The following is a 19,281-nucleotide window of genomic DNA, read 5'->3' as shown; positions in this document are numbered from 1 at the left end:
GTATAGGCGGTTTGCGCCATCTCGCTTAGGACAGACATCGCCCTATCTGCGGCCACAGCGACAACGTTTACGGTCCCGAGGCCGATTCCGGCGGAAATGGCAGGCAGGCGTACGTTGCGGCGGGGTCTCGCGACGGGTGCTGCCAGTTTGGCAGATCGCATGCTGCCTGGGGGCAGGGGTCGGATGTGGAGGTCGTTGTAAGTTGTTGTGGCAGTTATGTTTGCAAATGGTTCTTGGCCGCTGGCACGGTGATTGCATTCCCTTAAGCGGACAGGCTGCGCCTGCCAATATTGGTCGACGATTAGCTGTGATTCGCCGCCGGGGCGACATAGAGCGTCGATGCTACCGCTCACTACGCCCTTGCCTTCAGAGCCTTGCCCAGGCGGCTTGGTTTTCAGGGCCAAGCGGCAGAAGAAGACTCCGGCCCCGCGCGTGGGGCCCAGAAACACCCTCAGGAGGTCAAACAGTGGCAAAGCAGATGGTTTTCGAGGACGACGCCCGGAAGGCGCTCGCCGCGGGCGTTGGGAAGCTGGCCAAGGCGGTCCGCAGCACGCTCGGCCCACGGGGCCGCAACGCGGTGCTCGACAAGGGATGGGGCTCGCCCAAGGTGACCAAGGACGGCGTCACGGTTGCCGAGGACATCGACCTGGACGACCCGTTCGAGAACCTGGGCGCTCAACTGGTTAAGGAAGCGGCCAGCAAGACCAACGACGTCGCGGGCGACGGCACCACCAGCGCCACGGTGCTGGCCGAGGGCATCTTCCGCGAGGGCCTGAAGATGATCGCCGCCGGCGCCGACGCCATGGCGCTTAGCCGCGGGATCCACAAGGCGGTCGCAGCGGTCAGCGCGGCGATCACCAAGATGGCCGACCCGATTGACGTCAAGGACAAGAAGAGCCTGCAGCAGATCGCCAGCATCGCCGGCAACAACGACCCAGAGATTGGCAAGATCCTGGCGGACGCGTTCACCCGCGTCGGCAAGGACGGCGTCATCACGGTCGAGGAAGGCCGCGGCTCAGAGACCACCGTCGACACGGTCGAGGGCATGCAGTTCGACCGCGGCTACCTGTCGCCGCACTTCGTCACGAACGAAGACGACATGGAGGTGGTTCTCGAGAACTGCCTGGTGCTGATCAGCGAGGAGAAGATCTCCAACGCCAAGAGCCTGGTGCCCGTCCTAGAGGCCGTTTCGAAGGCTGGCAAGCCGCTGTTGATCATCGCCGAGGACGTCGACGGCGAGGCGCTGGCCACCCTGGTGGTCAACAAGATGCGTGGCATCGTCAGCGTCTGTGCGGTGAAGGCCCCCGGCTACGGCGACCGCCGCAAGGCGATGATGGGCGATATCGCCACCCTGACCGGCGGCACCGCCATCTTCAAGGACCTCGGCATCAAGCTCGAAGCGGTCCAGCTCTCCGACCTTGGCAAGGTCAAGAAGGTCATCATCTCTGGCGACAACACCACGATCGTCAGCGGCGGCGGGACCAAAGAGGCCATCAGCGGCCGGGCCGATCAGATCCGTGCTGAGATTGAGAACACCGACAGCGACTACGACCGCGAGAAGCTGCAGGAACGCCTGGCCAAGCTGGCTGGCGGCGTGGCGCAGATCAAGGTCGGCGCCGCGACCGAGAGCGAGATGAAGGAACGCAAGGCCCTGTTCGACGACTCCCGCGCCGCTACCCAGGCCGCGCTGGAGGAGGGCATTGTGCCCGGCGGCGGCGTAGCGCTGCTCCGCTCTGAGAAGGCCATCGACAAGCTCGACCTGTCCGGCGACGAGGCCCTCGGCGCCAAGATTGTCAAGAACGTCCTCGAGTACCCGCTCCGCTACATCGCCGAGAACGCCGGCGTTGACGGCGCCGTGGTCGTCAACCGTGTGCGTCAGCTCAAGGGCAAGACCGAGGGCTACAACGCCGACAAGGACGACTACTGCGACCTGGTTGCCGCGGGCGTCATTGACCCGGCCAAGGTCGTGAAGACCTCGCTGCTCAACGGCGCCAGCGTTGCGGCCCTGCTGCTGACGACCGACTCGCTCATCACCGAGATCCCGACCGAGGAAGAGGCCGGCGGCCACGACCACGACCACGGTATGGGTGGCATGGGCGGCGGCATGCCCGGTATGGGCGGCATGCCCGGCATGATGTAAGCCACCCCGCTTACCCCTTAGCGTCGTCCGCGAGGACGAATCTCAACCAACAACGAATACCCCACATACACGTAAGGAAACCAACTCATGGCGAAGACCCCTAACCTGCGTCCGCTCGACGACCGCGTTGTTGTTCACCCCGTTGACGCCGAAGAGATGACCGCCGGCGGCATCGTCCTGCCGGACGCCGCCCGTGAGAAGCCGCAGCGCGGCAAGGTCGTGGCGGTCGGCATCGGCAAGCTGCTGGACAGCGGCGCCCGCGGCGAGCTCTCGGTCAAGGTCGGCGACGAGGTGATCTACGGCAAGTACGGCGGCTCCGAGGTGGAAGTCGACGGCGTCGAGTACAAGATCCTCCGCGAGAGCGACATCCTGGCGAAGGTCGCTGTTTAGTCCACTGGTCCCCTCCCCCGCTGGGGGAGGGCTAGGGTGGGGGCGCCCAGAGAATCGGGTTTGCCCCAAGCAGCCTGAGCACTAGCTGCACCCCCACCCCGACCCTCCCCCGCGGGGGAGGGAGCGAACCGCGGCAGGCGCCGCGATTTCCGCTCACCCAAAACACTCAAGCAGGAGCCTCCCAATGGCTAAACAACTCATGTTCGACGACGCCGCCCGGGCTAAGATGCTCGCGGGCGTCGACAAGCTGGCCGACGCGGTCGCCGTCACGATGGGCCCGACCGGCCGCAACGTCATCATCAATAAGTCGTTCGGCGGCCCCACGGTCACCAAGGACGGCGTCACCGTGAGCAAGGAAGTCGAGCTCGAGGACCCGTTTGAGAACATGGGCGCCAAGCTCGTGCACGAGGTCGCCGACAAGACCTCCTCGCTCGCCGGTGACGGCACCACCACGGCCACCGTGCTGGCACGCGCCATCCTCCGCGAGGGCACCCGCAACATCGTCGCGGGCAGCAACCCGATGGCGGTCCGGCGTGGCATCGAGAAGGCGGTCGCGGCCGCGGTTGAGTTCCTCAACGACTTCTCCAAGCCGGTCAAGGACAAGGAAGAGATCGCCCAGGTCGGCGCCATCAGCGCCAACAACGACCGCGTGATCGGCGACCTCCTGGCCGACGCGATGGAGAAGGTCGGCAAGGACGGCGTCATCACCGTCGAAGAGGGCAAGACCACCGAGACCACGCTCGAGCTGGTCGAGGGCATGCAGTTCGACAAGGGCTACCTGTCGCCGTACTTCGTCAACGAGACCGCCAGCATGGAGTGCGCCCTCGACGACGCGTACATCCTGCTGTTCGAGAAGAAGATCAGCAGCCTCCGCGACCTGCTGCCGGTCCTGGAGCAGGTGAGCCAGAAGGGCAAGCCGCTGATGATCGTCGCCGAGGACGTCGAGGGCGAGGCCCTGGCGGCCCTGGTGGTCAACAAGCTCCGCGGCATCCTGAACGTCTGCGCCGTGAAGGCCCCCGGCTTCGGCGACCGCCGCAAGGCGATGCTCGCCGACATCGCCACGCTGACCGGCGGCCAGCTGATCAGCGAGGACCTGGGCCTGAAGCTCGAGAGCGTCACGCTCGAGCAGCTCGGCCGGGCGAAGAAGATCAGCGTCACGAAGGACGCCACCACGATCGTCCAGGGCGCCGGCCAGGCCGCCGAGGTCCAGAAGCGGATCGAGCAGATCCGCAAGGGCATCGAGTCGACCACCAGCGACTACGACCGTGAGAAGCTGCAGGAGCGGCTGGCCAAGCTGACCGGCGGCGTCGCGATTGTGTCGGTTGGCGCCTCGAGCGAGGCCGACATGAAGCAGAAGAAGGCCCGCGTCGAAGACGCCCTGCACGCCACGCGTGCGGCGGTCGAAGAGGGCATCCTGCCGGGCGGCGGCGTGGCGCTGTTGCGTTGCCGCGAGGCCGTTGAGGCCGCCAAGGCCGCGGCCAAGGGCGACGAGAAGATCGGCGTCAGCATCATCCTCGGCGTGCTCGACGCCCCGCTCAAGCAGATCGCCAGCAACGGCGGACTGCCCGGCAGCGTGGTCGCCGACGAGATCGCCCAGAAGGGCAAGAACTTCGGCTACGACGCCAACAAGGGCGAGTACGTCGACATGGTCAAGGCCGGCATCATCGACCCCGCCAAGGTGGTCAAGACGGCCCTGTCCAATGCGGCCAGCATCGCCGGCCTGATGCTCACCACCGAGGCCCTGGTCACGAACTTCGACTCGAAGGACGACGACAAGCGGGCCGTGATCGGCAGCGTGCACTAAGGCTCGGCTACAACAGTTATGCCATGACGACCGGGCCACTCCAGTTGGGGTGGCCCGGTCTTTAAATGTCGCAGTCCGATCGACCTCGGCCAAATGAGAAAGACCTCTCGATGGGCGTAAACGGCTTCACGACGGGCGTCCTAATAATCGTCGCGATCAGCGTCGCGTCGCGTCAGTCCGCGCGGGGCGAGGCCCCGACGGTGACGCCGCATCACGTCGGGCGCGGCTCGCCGGCCGAAGCGGTCCTGTCGGCCCGCGTTGGATCGACGGTGTCGGCCGTGCTGGAATATATCAAGTCACAAGATCTGGATCCCAAAGAGAATCGTGGCGCCTACGCCAGTCCCAAGGGGACGGATCACGTCACGATTCCGCTCAACCCGCAGACGAGCTTCGCGATAGTCGGTTTTGAGACCGATGCGAAGAGAGTCGACTCGATATCCATCTATTTCCATCCTGAGGGTTCGCCGCAGAAAGCGTACCGGTCATACAACGCCGTCAGCCACCTGCGGCTGTTTGAAGATGGAAGCTACGAGGTCCGGTTTCTGCCTCCGACTGGCGCTAAGTAGGCGACGGCGTCAAAACGCGACGAACCGAAACGAGAAATGATGGCAACCCAACGCTGCTACTACGAAGTGCTCGGCGTCGAACGGACCTCCGACGGCGGGACAATCTCTAGCGCCTACCGCAAGCTCGCCATCAGGTACCACCCGGACAAGAACCCGGGAGACGACGAGGCGGTCGCACGGTTCAAGGAGTGCGCCGAGGCGTTCGAGGTGCTCTCTGACGACGAGAAGCGGGCCCGCTACGACCGGTTCGGCCACGCCGGCGTGAACGGTGCCGGCGGTGGGGGCGGCGGCCACTTCCACGACGTCAACGACATCTTCTCGGCGTTCGGCGATATCTTCGGCGACATGTTCGCCGGTGGCGGCGGCCCCGGCCGCGCCCGGCCGGGACGCGACGTGCGGTGCGATGTCACGCTCACGCTGCACGAGGCCGCGAACGGCTGCGAGAAGGAGGTCGAGTTCCAACGCCACGAGACCTGCGAGACCTGCAGCGGCTCGGGGGCGGCGGCCGGCAGCTCGCGCGAGACCTGCGGCTACTGCGGCGGCGCCGGGCGGGTGATCCAGTCGGCCGGCATCATCCGCATGCAGACCACCTGCCCCGCCTGCCACGGCGAGGGCTCGACCGTCAAACGGCCCTGTGGCGATTGCCGCGGCGCCGGCCAGAAGCTCCGCAAAGTGGTCACCAAGGTCAAGATCCCCGCCGGCGTCGACGACGGCATGCGGGTGCGGATCTCTGGCGAGGGCGAGCCGAGCCCCGCCGGCGGCCCGCGGGGCGACTGCTACTGCTTTGTGTCGGTGCTGCAGCACCCGCTGTTCGAGCGGGAGGGCCAGCACCTGGTTTGCCGGGTGCCGATCAGCTACACGCAGGCCGCCCTCGGCAGCAAGGTGGAGATCCCCACGCTGCAGGGCAAGACCGACTTCGAGGTGCCGCCCGGCACGCAGTCCGGCGAGGTATTCCGCATGCCCGGCAAGGGGATGCCCGACCCGCGTCGCCGAGGCTTGGGAGACCTGCTCGTGCAGGTTACGATCGAGGTTCCCAAGAAGCTGTCGAAGGAAGAAAAGCAGAAGCTCCGGGAGCTCGCGCAGTTGGAGCACAAGAACGTGGCCCCCGAGCGGAAGACGTTCTTCGGTCAGCTGAAGGAGTACTTCAAGCACGAGGACGAGCCCGCCCAGGCAGAGGAATCTAAGTAGGGGAGTAAAGGAGCCGCAAGATGGCAGAACAACAAGAGCCCACCGAAGAAGGCCTGGACGTCACCGTGGAAGACATCCAGGCGGACGACATCGAGCCGACCGTCGAGGACAAGCTGGCCGCCGCCAACGACCGCATCCTGCGGCTGCAGGCCGAGGTGCAGAACCAGATCACCCGCGGCGCGCGGCAGATGCAGGAAGAGCGTCAGTACGCCGCGTTGCCGCTGGCGCGCGACCTGCTGCCGGTGCTCGACAACATCGACCGCGCGATCGACGCGGCCGAGAAAGAGGGCCCCGCAGGCGGCTCGACGGGGGGCCTGCTCGAGGGGATCAAGCTGGTCCGCCAGCAACTGCTCACCGCGATCACCCAGCACAAGTGCGAGGCGATTAGCGCCGCCGGCGAGCCGTTCAACCCCGACTTCCACGAGGCGATCCTCCAGCAGCCCTCCGACGAAGTGCCGGCCGGCTCGGTGCTGCAGGACGTCCAGACCGGCTACAAGATGCACGACCGCGTCGTGCGAGCGAGCCAGGTGATCGTTTCGTCTGGCCCCGCGGCTGGCGACGCGTAGGTCGCCGTTCCGTTCCTATTCCGAGGCCTAGAGTTCACGCCCATGCCAACGTACGACTACCAGTGCGACGCGTGCGACCACGAGTTCGAGTTGTTCCAGGGGATCAACGACCCGGTTAAGAAAAAGTGCCCGGAGTGCGGCAAGCTCAAGCTGCGGCGCCTGTTCGGCACCGGCGCGGCGGTGGTGTTCAAGGGCTCGGGTTTCTACGAGACCGACTACCGCAGCGACTCGTACAAGAAGGCGGCCGAGAAGGACAAGAAGAGCCAGTCCTCCAAGGGCGATTCCAAGAGCGACTCGAAGCCTTCCCCCAAGAAGACTGAGTCGAAGACCGAATCGAAGCCCGCGTCAAGAGGCAAGTCGGACAAGTCCTAGCGTCTCCAATCGCCGACCACCGCAAACCCCGCGAAACGCATGCTCTGCCCGGTCTGCAACAACGATTTCTCGCCGAAAAAAACGCCCGCGATGCCGTTCTGCAGCGAACGCTGCAAGCTGATCGACCTGGGGCGGTGGCTCGACGAAGGGTACTCGCTGCCGACGGTCCCCGACCCCGAAGCGGACGAGCAGCCGCCCGAGTGGAACAACTAACGCAGGGACCTGACGCCGTGGAGCAGTCGCCGCAGACGCCGCGCACCCCCGAGGCACGGCCCGCTGGGGACGAATCCCAGGGGCTGTTCCCGTGGCGGTTCATGGCCCGCTCGTTGGCGCCCGCGTTCCGGCTGCGGGTGCTGCTGCTGGCCGCGGTCGGGGTGACGGTCGGAGCGGTGCTCGTGACGCCCCCGAGCGGGCTCGTCCCAGGGCCGGCGTCGAGTGGTGTGCATCTTGTGAGCTGGGGGGGAGCCTTCGAGGGCGTACTCCTAACACCGCTCGCCTACTGGCGGTGGCTGACCGGCGCGATAGCGGGCCTGACGCTCGCTCCTGATGGAGGGATTCTCGGCGTCGCCCGGGCGGTTGGCCTGGTCGTGTGGTGGTCGCTCGTTGGGGGCGCCATCTCGCAGATCGCGGCCGCCGATCTGACCCACCGGCCCCCCGCCGCATTGTTCGCGGCGATGGCGGCTTCGGCCCGCCAGCTCTTGACTCGCTGCCTGCCGCTGCTCGCGGTAGGGCTTGCGGTGGCCGCGTTGATGATCCCGCTCTGGCTGCACGGCTTGGCGATGCGCGTGCCGGTGCTCGGGGTGTTGTCGGCGCTGCTGCTGCCGATCCCGCTTGCGCTTGCCGCGGTCGGCGCGGTGCTGCTGGTGCTGCTGGCTGTGAACTGGCTGATCCTGATGGCGTGCCCCGCCGTCGAGCAGACCGACGCCTTCGACGCGACCAGTCGGGCGTTCGCGTATGTGACCCAGCGGCCGGTGCGGCTGCTAGGGTACCTGCTGACCGCCCTGTTCGTGGCGGCTCCCATTTCGCTTGCCTCGTCGGCAGTGGCCCAGGCGTTGTCGTGGGTCGCCCTCGAGTGCCTGCCGGCCGTGACCACAGACCCGACGCCCGCCGACCGTCTGGCGGCGTTCTGGTTTACGACACTCGCGGCGCGGCTGCCGGTCATTGTGCTGGCGGCTTACACCTGGTCGGCGGCGGTGGCGGTGTACCTGCTGCTCCGCCGCGACGTGGATGGCGTGCAGGTCGACGAGCTGGACCCTCGGGCCTGAGGGCCGGCGATTCCTCAATTCGCTTTGGCGAGTTCGGCCAAGATCGCGCCGGCCGAGTTGTGGAACTGGCCGCGGCTCATCACAAATTCGCAGCCCGCCTGCTGGGCCTGCTCTAGCTTCGCTTTGTGGACGTGCGGGCCGAACGCCAGCAGCCTGACCTCGGGCGCGGCGGCGCGGAGCGACTCGATCAGGGCGGGCACGTCGGCGGCGCTCGCCAGGTCGATGATCGCCAGCCGGCACGGCGCGGCGGACAGCTGCTCGGCCGCCACCGCGACGCTAGCTACTACCAGCTCGGCCCCGGCGCCGCGCGCGGCGCCCTCCAGCATCGAAGCAATCATCAGGTCGGCGGAGATCAGCAGCACGCGCATCGTGGGGGACTCGATTCTCTAGAGGTCGTAACCGGCCGAGCGGCCGACGAATTGGTTGTGCTGCTTCTCCTCGCCGATCGTGGTGGTCGGGCCGTGCCCGGGGTAAACGACCGTGTCGCTGGGCAGCGGGAACAGCTTGTCGTGGATCGAGGCCCGCAGGTCGTCGAAGCTGCCGTCGGGGAAGTCGGTGCGTCCGACGCTGCCCTGGAACAGCACGTCGCCGCCGAGGACGTGGGTTCGGCCTTCGGACTCGTAGAGGAACACCACGTGGCCGGCCGAGTGGCCGGGGGTCTCGAGGGTGTCGAACTGGATGCCGGCGGCCTCGATGCTATCACCCTCGCTGACAGTCTGGTCGGCGGGCGGGCTGACCAAAGCGACGCCGTAGTTGGCGGACAGGTTGCCCTGGGGGTCGGTCAGCTTGTAGGCGTCGCCGTGGCCGATGATCAGCGGGCAGTCGGGCCAGCTGTCCTTGAGGGCCTGGTTGCCGGCGATGTGGTCGGAGTGCCCGTGCGTGAGCAGGATGGCGTCCGGGGTGAGCTGCTCGCGACCGAGGAACTCGATAATCAGTTCGGGGCTAAACCCGGGGTCCACGACCACCGCTCGCGAGTCGCCCTGCCGCCAGACGATGTACGCGTTTTCGGCGAAAAACTCCGAAACAATGGGCTCAATGCGGATCGGGCTGCTATCCATGGGAATGTTGTGGGACGGTGCGGTTGCGGATGATCGTGCCGGCGCCCGGGGCTTTTCGCTCTTTCAGCGATTCTCGGGCTTCGTCTACGATAGTTGGTGAACCTGACCAGCCATAGGGTGCGTAGTGAAGCCTCTGTCCGGCCGTGTGGCCCAAGACAAGAAACGAGGCAGGCGACGCCGGCCCACCTTGCTTACGTACGGAGACCCCCCGCATGACCCCCGCCGCCCGCTACCTGCTTACTGCCGTGTTGGCGATGGCGCCGCTGGCGCCCGCTGCGGCGCAGCAGATCACCCAGCCCGTGTACCGCGTCCCCGCCCAGCAGGCCGCACCGGCTCAGGCGCCGCCAGCTCAGGCGCCGGTTCAGCTGGCCCAGGCGGCGATGCCGGCGGCTCCTGCGTCGAGCCCGCGGGTCGACCCGCACGTGACGCCGGTCTCGCTGCCGGCCGGCGCGACGCGACCCGAAGGGCTGGAGGGATCGCCGTTCGACATCTACGAGCTGCCGGGCGAGCACCCGCTGATGCCGTGCATCCGGCTGGCCGAGCAGGGGCTGGCTGAGATCAATAACAACATCCGCGGCTACTCGGCCACGCTGACCAAGCAGGAGCGGATCGACGGCAAAGTGACGCCGGCACAGCGGATCGCCCTCAAGGTGCGGCACGACCCGTTCTCGGTGTACGTGAAGTTTGTCCAGCCGTTTGCTGGCCGCGAGGTGCTGTACAATTCGGCGACCAACAAGCACAAGCTCGTGGCGCTCGAGGGGAGCGGCTGGAAACGCAAGATCGGCAAGGTCTGGCTGCCGGTCGACGGCCGCATGGCGCTAGACGGGCAGCGGTACCCGATCACCCTGACCGGCATGAAGTACCTGACCGAAGAGCTGCTGCGGATCGCCAAGGAAGACGTCAAGTACGGCGAGTGCGAGACCAAGTACGCCGTGGTCCCCGTCGACGGGCGCCCCTGCACAATGATCCAGGTCCAGCACCCGGTGCCGCGGAAGAACTTCCGCTTCTACATCGCACGGATCTTCGTCGACCACGAGCACCGCATCCCGACCGGCTACGACGCCTACAGCTGGCCGATGAACCAAGGTGACGGTCCGCAGCTCGAAGAGAGCTACTTCCACACAGACGTCGTGCTCAACCCCGGCCTGACCGACGCCGACTTCGACGCCGAGAACCCGAACCTGTTCAACTGAGCAGTCGCGTCGCTCAACAGGCCTGAGGCACGCGCGGCGCGTTCAACGAGGCACGGTTGGGGCGGCACGGTGAGGCGGCAGAGCCGCAGCGCTTCCCGGGTTCTGCTGCGGAGGCCGCTGCGCTCACGACGCGCACGTTCCTGCCCGCCGTTTTGCCGCGGCGGATCCATAAAAAAAGCTCCTGGCGGCAAATCCTGGGTTTCCCAAGGCTTGCCGCCAGAAGCTGACAACACGAGCTGGCCGCTCGCAGCTGAGTACCGCCGAGAGGAGTCGAACCTCCACGCCCTTGCGGGCACATGGACCTGAACCATGCGCGTCTGCCAATTCCGCCACGGCGGCGTGCATCTCTGCTGAGCCCTAGACCATCCCAAATGTCGGCAGGTTCGGCAAGAGGGGGCCGGCAAAAAAACGGGCCGCCGGCCACGATCTTGCTTCTCCCGGCCGCACCGCCTGCTAAACTGCTCTGACCGGACCCGCCGTGGCCGGTGATCACGCCAGCGGTAACGCTGTGCCTACGCTATGCCCCGCGTCGGTCAACTGGGCTCACGACGCCGCTCTGAATGCGAAACTCGAAACTGCGCCGCCAGATTGCCTGGGAGGCCGCACGCCTGATGTACGACCGACAGGAGTCGGAGTACTACCGGGCCAAGATGAAGGCCGCCCGCCAGCTCACCAAGGGATGGGTCAAGCCGTCCGACCTCCCCAGCAACGCCGAGATCCGGGACCAGATCCAGTCGTTCGCCCGGCTCTACGAGGGGGATTCCCGCACCGAGAACCTGCGGGCGATGCGGCTGGCGGCCCTGGCGATGATGCGGCGGCTCGAACGCTGGCGGCCGCGGCTGATCGGCAGCGTGCTGACCGGCCACACCCGTGAGGGCTCGGACATCGACCTGCACCTGTTCGCCGACAGTGTCGAGTCGGTCACCCACCTGCTGGAGCAGGAGGGACTGACGTACGCGGTCGAGAAGAAGCTGGTCCGCAAGCAGGGCGAGGAGCAGGTCTACACCCACGTGCACGTCCGCAGCGGGTTCGACTTCGAGCTGACGCTCTACGCGTCCGACCAGGCGCACTACGTTTTCAAGAGCTCGATCACCGGCAAGCCGATTGAACGGGCCAGCGTCCCCCAGCTCGAGCAGTTCCTGGCCCAGCAGTACCCGGGCGTGGACCTTGAGGCAGAGGTCGCCGACATCGAGGCCGAGGTCGACGTCTACCAGCTGTACGAGTCGCTGCTGCTGCCGCTAGAGAACGTTAAGCAGAACCCCGACTACCACCCGGAGGGGGACGCGCTGTACCACAGCCTGCAGGTGTTCGATCACGCGCGGGACGAGCACGCCTACGACCAGGAGTTCCTGGCGGCCGCCCTGCTGCACGACGTCGGCAAGGCGATCGACCCGTACGACCACGTCGCCGCGGGGCTCGAGGCGCTCGACGGCTTCGTCACCGAGCGGACCGCCTGGCTGATCGAGCACCACATGCTGTGCCACAAGCTGGTTGACGGCACGCTGGGCGCACGGGCCAAACGCCGCCTCCGCGACAGCGAGCATTACCACGACCTGATCGCCCTGGGCGAGTGCGACCGAGCCGGCCGCCAGCCCGGCGCCGAGGCGCCCGAACTCGACGAGGCGCTCGACTACCTGCGGGAGTTGGACGAGATGTTCGGGTAGTCGTCGAGAATCCCCTCCCCACGAGGGGAGAGGACTACACGCGGCTGCGCCGCGGATAGGTTGGGCAAGCCGGCGGCGCGCTTCACCCCCACCCCGGCCCTCCCCCGGAGGGGGAGGGAGGATTCTTACTGGCCGAGGAACAGCGCCTTCTCGGAGTTTTGGACGATGTGCAGCACGGTCTCGCCGAGGACGCGCCGCATCAGCAGGCTCTTGTGACTGTTGCCAAGGACGATAACGTCGGCGTCCCAGCGGTCGGCCTCTTCGAGCAGGCCCTTGTTGGGCGAGGCGTCGATCACCTCGGCCTCGACTGTGCGGCCGTGCGACGCGCAGTAGGCGACCGCGTCGGACAGCAGGGCCTGGTTCTCCTCGTTGTCTTTGCCGAAGGTGACGATGCGGGTCTCGACGCCGGGCCAGGGGTCGGAGTTGAGGAAGTGCCGCAGGGTGCGGGCCGACTCCATGCTGCCGGAGTAGGCGATCAGCGCCCGCTTGGCGTCGAACGGCGTGTTGGGCACGGCGATGATCGGCCGCACGCCGCCGGTGATGAGTCGGTCGAGCAGCTTGACCGGGTCGCTTGCGGTTCCCTCGACGCCGTAGTCGAAGGCCGCTTTGAGTCCGATGACGGCCAGGTCGTGGTATCGGGAGAGCTGGATCAGGTAGTGGGCCGCCTCGTCGTTCTCCTCATGCAGCACGCTGTGCTTGACGCCCGCTTCGGTGCAGGCCTGCTGGAACCGGGAGATAACCAGCTCGGCGGCTTCACGGCTCAGGGCGACCCGCTCGTCGCGGAGCTGCTGGGCGATGTCCCCGGCGCCCATCGGCACCGGGCCGATCCGCCGCAGCCGCTCGGTGTTCATAACGGTTACACCGGTTAGTTCGGCGTTGTGCTGCTTGGCCAGGGCGACCGCCGTGTCGATGGCCACTAGCGTGTACTCGGTTCCGCCGAGCGCCACGAGAATTCGACCAATCATATCGTTCGCCTCCGGGAAGAGTGAATCAGCAAAACGGACCTCCGGTACCCAGAAGTATAGCAAACCTCGCGTGACGAGCGGAGTTCGGTTACTGCTTCATGAGCTCAACAACCCGCTTGGCGATTTTGTCGACCAGACCATCCTCAATGTCGGTCCGACCGAACGCCCGGGCGTCGGCTCGCGATTGGGCCCAGGTGTCGCGGAACAGCGGGCTGGTGGTCAGGTCGGCGTCGGCAAACTCTTCGCCCGCCCGCGGATCGGACAGGCCGAATCGCTGCTTCAGCTCGATCAGGTCGCGGCATTCGGCGTCGGACAACCGCTGGACGCGGCCGACCTGCCTGGCCAGGATCAGCATACGGCAGTACGCGTCGAGGATCTCGGTCCACCAGTACGCCTGCTCTAGGGAGACATCAAAGCTCACCGTGCCGTGGTTGGCGAGCACGATCGTGTTGCACTTGTGGACGAACGGCAGGATCGTTCTGGCCAGGCGGTCGTCGCCCGGGGTGGCGTAGTCGGCAATCGGCACCTCGCCCAGGAACACGTCGGCCTCGGGGTGAACGCCCGTCGGGATCGGCTCGCGGGCGACGGCAAACGCGGTCGCGTGGGGCGGGTGGCCGTGGACGACGCCCCTGATCTCGGGCCGCTCCTTCATGATCTCCAGATGCAGCAGCACCTCGCTGGTGCGTTTCCGCTTGCCGGCGAGCTGCTCCCCCTGCATGTTGACGGTTGAAATGTCGTCGGGCGACATGACGCCCTTGCAGAAGAAGGTCGGCGTGCAGAGCACCCGGTCCTCGTCGACGCGCACCGAGAGGTTGCCCTCGTTCGCGGCGACAAAGTGGCGGGCGTACATCCGCCGGCCAATCTCGCACATCTCCTCTTTGATCGCTTGGTATTCGCTCATGGAGTCTGCCGCGTGCCCCGGCGGCAGGCGTTCCTTTTCGTTGGGGCGTGGGGAAGGTGGTCAGGTGGGCCGCGGGCCGGCGTCGAACACCAGGCCCATCAGGTCGGTGGTGCCGATCGCGCGGGGGCTGCTGAGCACCTCGCCGGCCTGGTAGCCGGCCGCCGAGCCGAACCGCTGCGCCATGGCCGTGACCTTGGCGAAGATCTCCTGCTTCTCCGGCGGGAACTGCGTGGCGTAGGCCCGGATGCTGGCCATCTTCTGCTCGAGTGTCGAGCTGATGTCGACCACAAAGTAGTTGCCGTCGATCGGCGCCTCGAGCGAGTAGAACGACAACGGGTAGTACAGCTGGGCCGCGATGCGGTGCGGCGGCAGCCCGTCGAACTTCTCGTCCCACTTGGTGAGCCGCGAATAGAAAACGCCGGCGTCAACAATCTGCCGGGCCTGCCAGTGGTCCGGCGAGGCGAGCGGCGTGCGGTCGCTGATGCCGATCACCAGCCGCGGACGCCAGCGTCGCAGCACCTTCGCCAGGGCGACCCGGGCGTCGAAGTCGTCAAACAGCCGCCGGTTGGGCAGGTCGAGCGTCTCGCGGTGCGTGGCCCCCAGGCAGCGGGCCGCCTCGGCCGCCTCGGCCAGCCGGGCCTCCGGGCCGGGCGAGCCGGGGGTCGGTTCGCCGTCGGTCAGGTCGACGATGCCGACCCGGTAGCCCTGCTCGACGAGCTTCGCCACCACGCCGCCGCAGCCGATCTCGACGTCGTCCGGGTGGGCGCCCACGGCGATAACGTCCAGGGGTTCGGGCAGGTCGGGGGTGTCTGGTTCTGGCATATCGCGGTGAGTTGGTTGCTGGCCCGATTCTGACGCCCTGTAGGCGGTAATTTTTAGCGCCGGGGCCGGGTCGGGCATAGCCGGACAGGCGTCGAGAAGGCAAAATGACGATTCTATCAAACTGCCGGTCGCCCGCCGGCACGCGGACCCGCAAAACCGAACCCTAAAAATAACAAGGCATCGCGTGATGGTCACCCAGGCGTCTGACTCTTGGAACCCGATGGAAGTCGCCCCGCTGGGCGGCGTGGCGCCCGAGATGAACCCTCTGGCGACCGCCGTGGTCTCGTTTTCTGAGGTGACGGGGCCGGCCGACGCCCCGCAGCAGGGCGACCGCTGGCAGTCGCTCGGCGATCGCTGGGGCTCCGCGGCCCCGGGCGAGGTCTGTTCGAGCGACCCCTTCGACGACTTCGAGGACGACGACTTCGACGACGAGTTCGACGACGACTTCGAGGAGGAGTGGGACGACGACCTCGGCGACAGCGAGTACGCCGACGAGTTCCCGCCCGACGAGGAAGAAGAGTCCGACGACGAGGGCTCGTTCAACGACGACCCCGACTTCGACGACGAGTGACCCGCCGTGCCGCGAGTCGTTGGGGGGCGGAGTGATGCCGTTTTGCGGATGTGGTTGAGGCGGCCCGCTCGTTGCTCAGCCGGCTCGCCCTCCCAGCGTCCCCAAGACCTACGCCCAACGACCAGCGCCCAACAATGTTCAAACCCGCCGACGGATCGCCCAACTTCCCGCAGCTCGAAGAAGACGTCCTGCGGTTCTGGAAAGAGAACAATGTCTACCACAAGTCGCTCGACCGCCGCGAGGGCGCCGAGCCGTTTGTGTTCTACGAGGGGCCTCCGACGGCCAACGGCATGCCCCACCCGGGCCACTGCCTGACCCGCGCGATCAAGGACGTCTTCCCCCGCTACAAGACGATGCGCGGCTACCGCTGCGAGCGCAAGGCGGGATGGGACACACACGGCCTGCCAGTCGAGGTCGAGGTCTGCAAAGAGCTCGGCATCCACTCCAAGGAGGAGATCGAGGCCCACGGCGTCGAGCCGTTCATCCAGAAGTGTCAGGCGAGCGTCTGGCGCTACATGCAGGAGTGGGAACGCCTGACCGAGCGGCTCGGCTTCTGGGTCGACCTCGACAAGGCGTACGTTACCTACCACCAGAGCTACGTCGAGAGTGTGTGGTGGAGCCTCAAGCAGCTCTTCGACCGCGACCTCTTGTACCAGGGCCACAAGATCGTCTGGTGGTGGGCCCAGGGCGGCACCGCGCTGAGCGCGGGAGAAGTCGGCCAGGGCTACCGCCAGGTCGCCGACCCGAGCGTGTACGTCAAGTTCCCGCTGCTTGAGGAGGGCGTGCCGTCCAAGACCTCGCTGATCGTTTGGACGACCACGCCGTGGACGCTGCCGTCCAACCAGTTCGCGGCCGTGCACCCCGAGATCGAGTACGCCAAGGTCGCCGACGCCGAAGAGGGCGGCTCCTACATCCTCGCCAAGGACCTCGTCCAGCCGCTCGCCGAGAAGCTCAAGCGGGAGCTGACCGTCGAGGAGACCTTCCCCGGCGCCGACCTGGTCGGTCTGCGGTACATCCCCCCGTTCGAGTGCTACTACACCCTGGCCGCGGCGCAGCGGCGACAAATGCTCCGCGAGCAAGAAGGCAGCCAGCCCGACACCACGCCATTCGACCTCGGCGGAGGCCAGCAGGGCCGGCTCAAGTCGGGCGGCGAGGCCTACACCGCCTGGCGGGTCGTGCCGGCCGACTTTGTCACTACCGACAGCGGCTCCGGCGTGGTGCACCAGGCGCCCGCGTTCGGCGAGGTCGACTACGAGGTGCTGGTCGCCCAGCAGGAGCTGTTCGAGCCGGGGCAGGGCCCCGCGCTGATCAACTGCGTCGGCCCCGACGGCAAGTTTACCGCCGAGGCGCCCGAGTTCGTCCGCGGCCGCTGGGTCAAGGACTGCGACAAGGACATCACCCGCAAGCTGAAAGAGCGCGGCCTGCTGTTCCACCAGGAGCAGTACCTGCACGACTACCCGTTCTGCTGGCGGGCCGACGACGACCCGCTGATCCAGTACCCCCGCGAGAGCTGGTTCATCAAGACCACCGCGTTCAAGGACGCGATGATCGCCAACAACCAGCAGATCAACTGGCTGCCCGAGCACATCAAGGGCGGCCGGATGGGCAAGTTCCTCGAGTCGAACGTCGATTGGGCGCTCTCCCGCGAACGCTACTGGGGCACCCCGCTGCCGATCTGGCAGTGCGAAAAAACCGGCAAGCAGGAGGCGATCGGCGGCTACGAGGAGCTTCTCGCCAAGCCCGGCGTCGCCGGGACCCAGGCGTGGGAGCAGGCCAAGGCCGCCAACCCCGAACTGCCCGAGGACCTCAAGGTCCACAAGCCGTACATCGACGAGGTCACCTACGACAGCCCCCACGCCAAGGGCGCCCGCATGCGCCGCGTCACCGAGGTGATCGACTGCTGGTACGACTCCGGCGCGATGCCGTTCGCGCAGTGGGGCTTCAAGGGCGAGGCCGAGGGCGAGCCCCGCGAGCGTTTCGAGAGCCAGTTCCCCGCCGACTTCATCTCCGAGGCGATCGACCAGACCCGCGGCTGGTTCTACAGCCAGCTGGCGATTTCAACCATGCTCTGGGGCGAGAGCCCAGAGAATCCGCAGTCCGCAATCCGAGATCCGCAATCGTATCCCCACCCATTCAAGAACTGCATCGTGCTGGGCCTGATGCTGGGCGAGGACGGGCAGAAGATGTCCAAGAGCAAGCGGAACTACCGCGAGCCGAACCAGATCTTCGACAAGTACGGCGCCGACGCGCTCCGCTGGTACCTGTTCGCCAACCAGCCGCCGTGGACCTCGATCCGCTACAGCGAGCAGGCGATCAAGGACAGCATCCCGGAGTTCCTGCTGCGGCTGTGGAACTGCTACAGCTTTTTCGTGATCTACGCCAATATCGACGAGTTTGATCCGGCGACCGAACTAGGCGGTGGAGCCGCGCCCCAGCCTCCCTCCCGCTCGGGGGGAGGGACTGAGGGAGGGGGTACGGCCGCAAATCAGAAGACGGTTGCAACTACGGGCGACGCTCTACCCTCCCCTAACCCCTCCCTGCAAGGGAGGGGGATTGGGCAGCTCGCCCCGAGCGACTTCGCCGCCGCGGACTCCTACCGCCCGCTCGCCGACCGCGCCGAGCTAGACCGCTGGATCATCAGCGAGCTGCACCGCACGGCCGGCCTGGTGACCGATCGGATGGACGCGTACGACAACTACGGCGCCTGCGACGCGATCACCACGTTTGTCGACGCGCTCTCCAACTGGTGGGTTCGCCGCAGCCGCGACCGCTTCTGGGCCAAGGACAAACGCTCGGCCGAGAAGCTCGACGCCTACTGGACGCTGTACGAGTGCCTGGTGACCAGCGCCAAGCTGATCGCCCCGTTCACGCCATTCCTGGCCGAGAACTTTTGGCAGAACCTCGCCGGCGTGTTCGACGGCGCCGCTCTGGAGAGCGTGCACCTGTGCGACTACCCAGAGGCCGACTCCAAGGTCGTCGACGAAGACCTCTCCGAGCGGATGGACCTGGTGCGGCTGATCAGCTCACTCGGCCGCCGCGCCCGCGAAGGCGCCGTCCTCAAGGTGCGGCAGCCGCTCTCGACCGTCGAGGTGATCCTGGCCGACAACACGCACCAGGCGTGGCTCGAGGAGCACGCCGGCGTCATCCAGGACGAGCTCAACGTCAAGGCGGTCGCCTACAGCGACGCCCCCGAGAAGTACGTCGACCACGAGGTGATGCCGAACTTCAAGCTGCTCGGCAAGAAGCTCGGCAAGCTGATGCCGAAGGTCAAGTTTGCGCTCAACCAGGCGAGCGGCAGCGAGCTCTTGGCCAACCTCCGCGACAACGGCAAGATCAACCTGACGGTCGAGGGCCAGGAGGTCGAGCTGCTGCCGGCGGAGGTCGAGATCCGCATCACCGCCAAGGAGGGCTGGGCGTCGGCCAACGACCGCGGCGTCGTGGTGGTGCTGGCCACCGAGCTGACCGACGAGCTGATCGCCGAGGGCCTGGCCCAGGACCTGAAACGCGCCATCCAGGACCGCCGCAAGGAGATCGGCTGCGAGTTCACCGACCGCATCGAGATCGGCGTCGAGACCGACGCCCAACCGGTCCGGCAGGCGGTCGAGCAGCACCAGGAGTACCTCGCCGGCGAAACCCTAGCCGACAAGCTCTTGCTCCAGCCGCTGAGCGGCGTTGAGCCGGTCGACATTGCGCTAGGCGACCACGCGGCCAAGCTGTATGTGAGACGGTTGGCGTAGCTGATCGGCCCAGGCCCGTAAGGCCGACAGCACGTAGCCAGGGACGCCAACCCCTGGACCGAAGCTCGGGAGGGCTCGC

General features: G+C 66.8%; 18 protein-coding genes and 1 tRNA gene. 13 read left to right on the top strand and 6 right to left on the bottom strand.

Features of this window, described 5'->3' with window-relative positions:
* Positions 1 to 466: 466 nt before the first annotated feature.
* The 9 genes from groL (Pla123a_RS11580) (at position 467) to Pla123a_RS11540 (ending at position 8,291) form a co-directional block, all read left to right on the top strand.
* Positions 467 to 2,140: a chaperonin GroEL gene (gene groL, locus Pla123a_RS11580; protein ID WP_197527885.1), complete on the top strand. Its 1,674-nt coding sequence runs from the start codon at positions 467 to 469 to the stop codon at positions 2,138 to 2,140.
* Positions 2,141 to 2,227: 87 nt separating this feature from the next.
* Positions 2,228 to 2,530 (top strand): co-chaperone GroES, encoded by a 303-nt coding sequence (groES, locus tag Pla123a_RS11575; protein ID WP_146587068.1) that lies wholly within the window; start codon positions 2,228 to 2,230, stop codon positions 2,528 to 2,530.
* Positions 2,531 to 2,714: 184 nt separating this feature from the next.
* The gene (gene groL / locus Pla123a_RS11570; RefSeq protein ID WP_146587066.1) at positions 2,715 to 4,334 is read left to right on the top strand and encodes a chaperonin GroEL; all 1,620 of its coding nucleotides are present in this window, start codon (positions 2,715 to 2,717) and stop codon (positions 4,332 to 4,334) included.
* A 65-nt stretch (positions 4,335 to 4,399) separates the two neighbouring features.
* Positions 4,400 to 4,900 carry a hypothetical protein gene (locus Pla123a_RS11565; protein ID WP_146587063.1) on the top strand — a complete coding sequence of 167 codons (501 nt, stop codon included), beginning with the start codon at positions 4,400 to 4,402 and terminating at the stop codon, positions 4,898 to 4,900.
* A gap of 39 nt (positions 4,901 to 4,939) precedes the next feature.
* On the top strand, positions 4,940 to 6,088 hold the full coding sequence (gene dnaJ / locus Pla123a_RS11560; protein WP_146587061.1) for a molecular chaperone DnaJ: 1,149 nt from the start codon (positions 4,940 to 4,942) through the stop codon (positions 6,086 to 6,088).
* Between the two features lie 20 nt (positions 6,089 to 6,108).
* Positions 6,109 to 6,654 (top strand): nucleotide exchange factor GrpE, encoded by a 546-nt coding sequence (locus Pla123a_RS11555; protein WP_146587059.1) that lies wholly within the window; start codon positions 6,109 to 6,111, stop codon positions 6,652 to 6,654.
* A 42-nt stretch (positions 6,655 to 6,696) separates the two neighbouring features.
* Positions 6,697 to 7,026: an FmdB family zinc ribbon protein gene (locus Pla123a_RS11550; RefSeq protein WP_146587057.1), complete on the top strand. Its 330-nt coding sequence runs from the start codon at positions 6,697 to 6,699 to the stop codon at positions 7,024 to 7,026.
* Between the two features lie 39 nt (positions 7,027 to 7,065).
* A complete protein-coding gene (locus tag Pla123a_RS11545) occupies positions 7,066 to 7,239 on the top strand; it encodes a DNA gyrase inhibitor YacG (RefSeq protein WP_146587055.1) in 174 nt (57 codons plus the stop codon).
* On the top strand, positions 7,227 to 8,291 hold the full coding sequence (locus Pla123a_RS11540; RefSeq protein ID WP_146587054.1) for a hypothetical protein: 1,065 nt from the start codon (positions 7,227 to 7,229) through the stop codon (positions 8,289 to 8,291). Before Pla123a_RS11545 ends, Pla123a_RS11540 begins: the two co-directional genes overlap by 13 nt.
* Before the next feature lie 14 nt (positions 8,292 to 8,305).
* Here the strand turns inward: Pla123a_RS11540 and Pla123a_RS11535 are convergent, their stop codons facing one another.
* Both Pla123a_RS11535 and Pla123a_RS11530 read right to left on the bottom strand, forming a co-directional pair.
* Entirely contained in the window at positions 8,306 to 8,659 is a 354-nt protein-coding gene (locus Pla123a_RS11535) for a hypothetical protein (protein WP_146587052.1), read from the bottom strand.
* Between the two features lie 18 nt (positions 8,660 to 8,677).
* Positions 8,678 to 9,349 (bottom strand): MBL fold metallo-hydrolase, encoded by a 672-nt coding sequence (locus Pla123a_RS11530; protein WP_146587050.1) that lies wholly within the window; start codon positions 9,347 to 9,349, stop codon positions 8,678 to 8,680.
* A gap of 212 nt (positions 9,350 to 9,561) precedes the next feature.
* On the opposite strand from Pla123a_RS11530, the gene Pla123a_RS11525 reads away from it, so the two are divergent.
* Positions 9,562 to 10,542 (top strand): DUF1571 domain-containing protein, encoded by a 981-nt coding sequence (locus Pla123a_RS11525; protein WP_146587048.1) that lies wholly within the window; start codon positions 9,562 to 9,564, stop codon positions 10,540 to 10,542.
* A gap of 255 nt (positions 10,543 to 10,797) precedes the next feature.
* Here the strand turns inward: Pla123a_RS11525 and Pla123a_RS11520 are convergent.
* A tRNA-Leu gene (locus tag Pla123a_RS11520) sits at positions 10,798 to 10,881 on the bottom strand.
* Between the two features lie 221 nt (positions 10,882 to 11,102).
* Between Pla123a_RS11520 and Pla123a_RS11515 the strand changes: the two genes are divergently transcribed.
* Positions 11,103 to 12,206 carry a tRNA adenylyltransferase gene (locus Pla123a_RS11515; protein WP_146587046.1) on the top strand — a complete coding sequence of 368 codons (1,104 nt, stop codon included), beginning with the start codon at positions 11,103 to 11,105 and terminating at the stop codon, positions 12,204 to 12,206.
* Between the two features lie 125 nt (positions 12,207 to 12,331).
* On the opposite strand, the gene Pla123a_RS11510 is transcribed toward Pla123a_RS11515, so the two are convergent.
* The 3 genes from Pla123a_RS11510 to Pla123a_RS11500 all read right to left on the bottom strand — a co-directional run bounded on the left by Pla123a_RS11510 (position 12,332) and on the right by Pla123a_RS11500 (position 14,894).
* Positions 12,332 to 13,171 carry a universal stress protein gene (locus Pla123a_RS11510; protein ID WP_146587044.1) on the bottom strand — a complete coding sequence of 280 codons (840 nt, stop codon included), beginning with the start codon at positions 13,169 to 13,171 and terminating at the stop codon, positions 12,332 to 12,334.
* An 88-nt stretch (positions 13,172 to 13,259) separates the two neighbouring features.
* Complete coding sequence (locus Pla123a_RS11505) at positions 13,260 to 14,072, bottom strand: class II aldolase/adducin family protein (protein WP_146587042.1); 813 nt, start codon at positions 14,070 to 14,072, stop codon at positions 13,260 to 13,262.
* 60 nt (positions 14,073 to 14,132) lie between these two features.
* Positions 14,133 to 14,894, bottom strand: coding sequence for a PIG-L family deacetylase (locus Pla123a_RS11500; protein WP_146587040.1), 762 nt, complete (start codon positions 14,892 to 14,894; stop codon positions 14,133 to 14,135).
* A gap of 184 nt (positions 14,895 to 15,078) precedes the next feature.
* On the opposite strand from Pla123a_RS11500, the gene Pla123a_RS11495 reads away from it, so the two are divergent.
* Both Pla123a_RS11495 and ileS read left to right on the top strand, forming a co-directional pair.
* Positions 15,079 to 15,465 (top strand): hypothetical protein, encoded by a 387-nt coding sequence (locus tag Pla123a_RS11495; RefSeq protein WP_146587038.1) that lies wholly within the window; start codon positions 15,079 to 15,081, stop codon positions 15,463 to 15,465.
* A gap of 134 nt (positions 15,466 to 15,599) precedes the next feature.
* Positions 15,600 to 19,202, top strand: coding sequence for an isoleucine--tRNA ligase (ileS, locus tag Pla123a_RS11490; protein WP_146587036.1), 3,603 nt, complete (start codon positions 15,600 to 15,602; stop codon positions 19,200 to 19,202).
* Positions 19,203 to 19,281: the final 79 nt, after the last annotated feature.

It is taken from the genome of Posidoniimonas polymericola (assembly GCF_007859935.1).
GTDB lineage: Bacteria > Planctomycetota > Planctomycetia > Pirellulales > Lacipirellulaceae > Posidoniimonas > Posidoniimonas polymericola.
The sequence above is the reverse complement of the archived record's forward strand: the minus strand, read 5'-3'. Positions and strand labels throughout refer to the sequence as shown.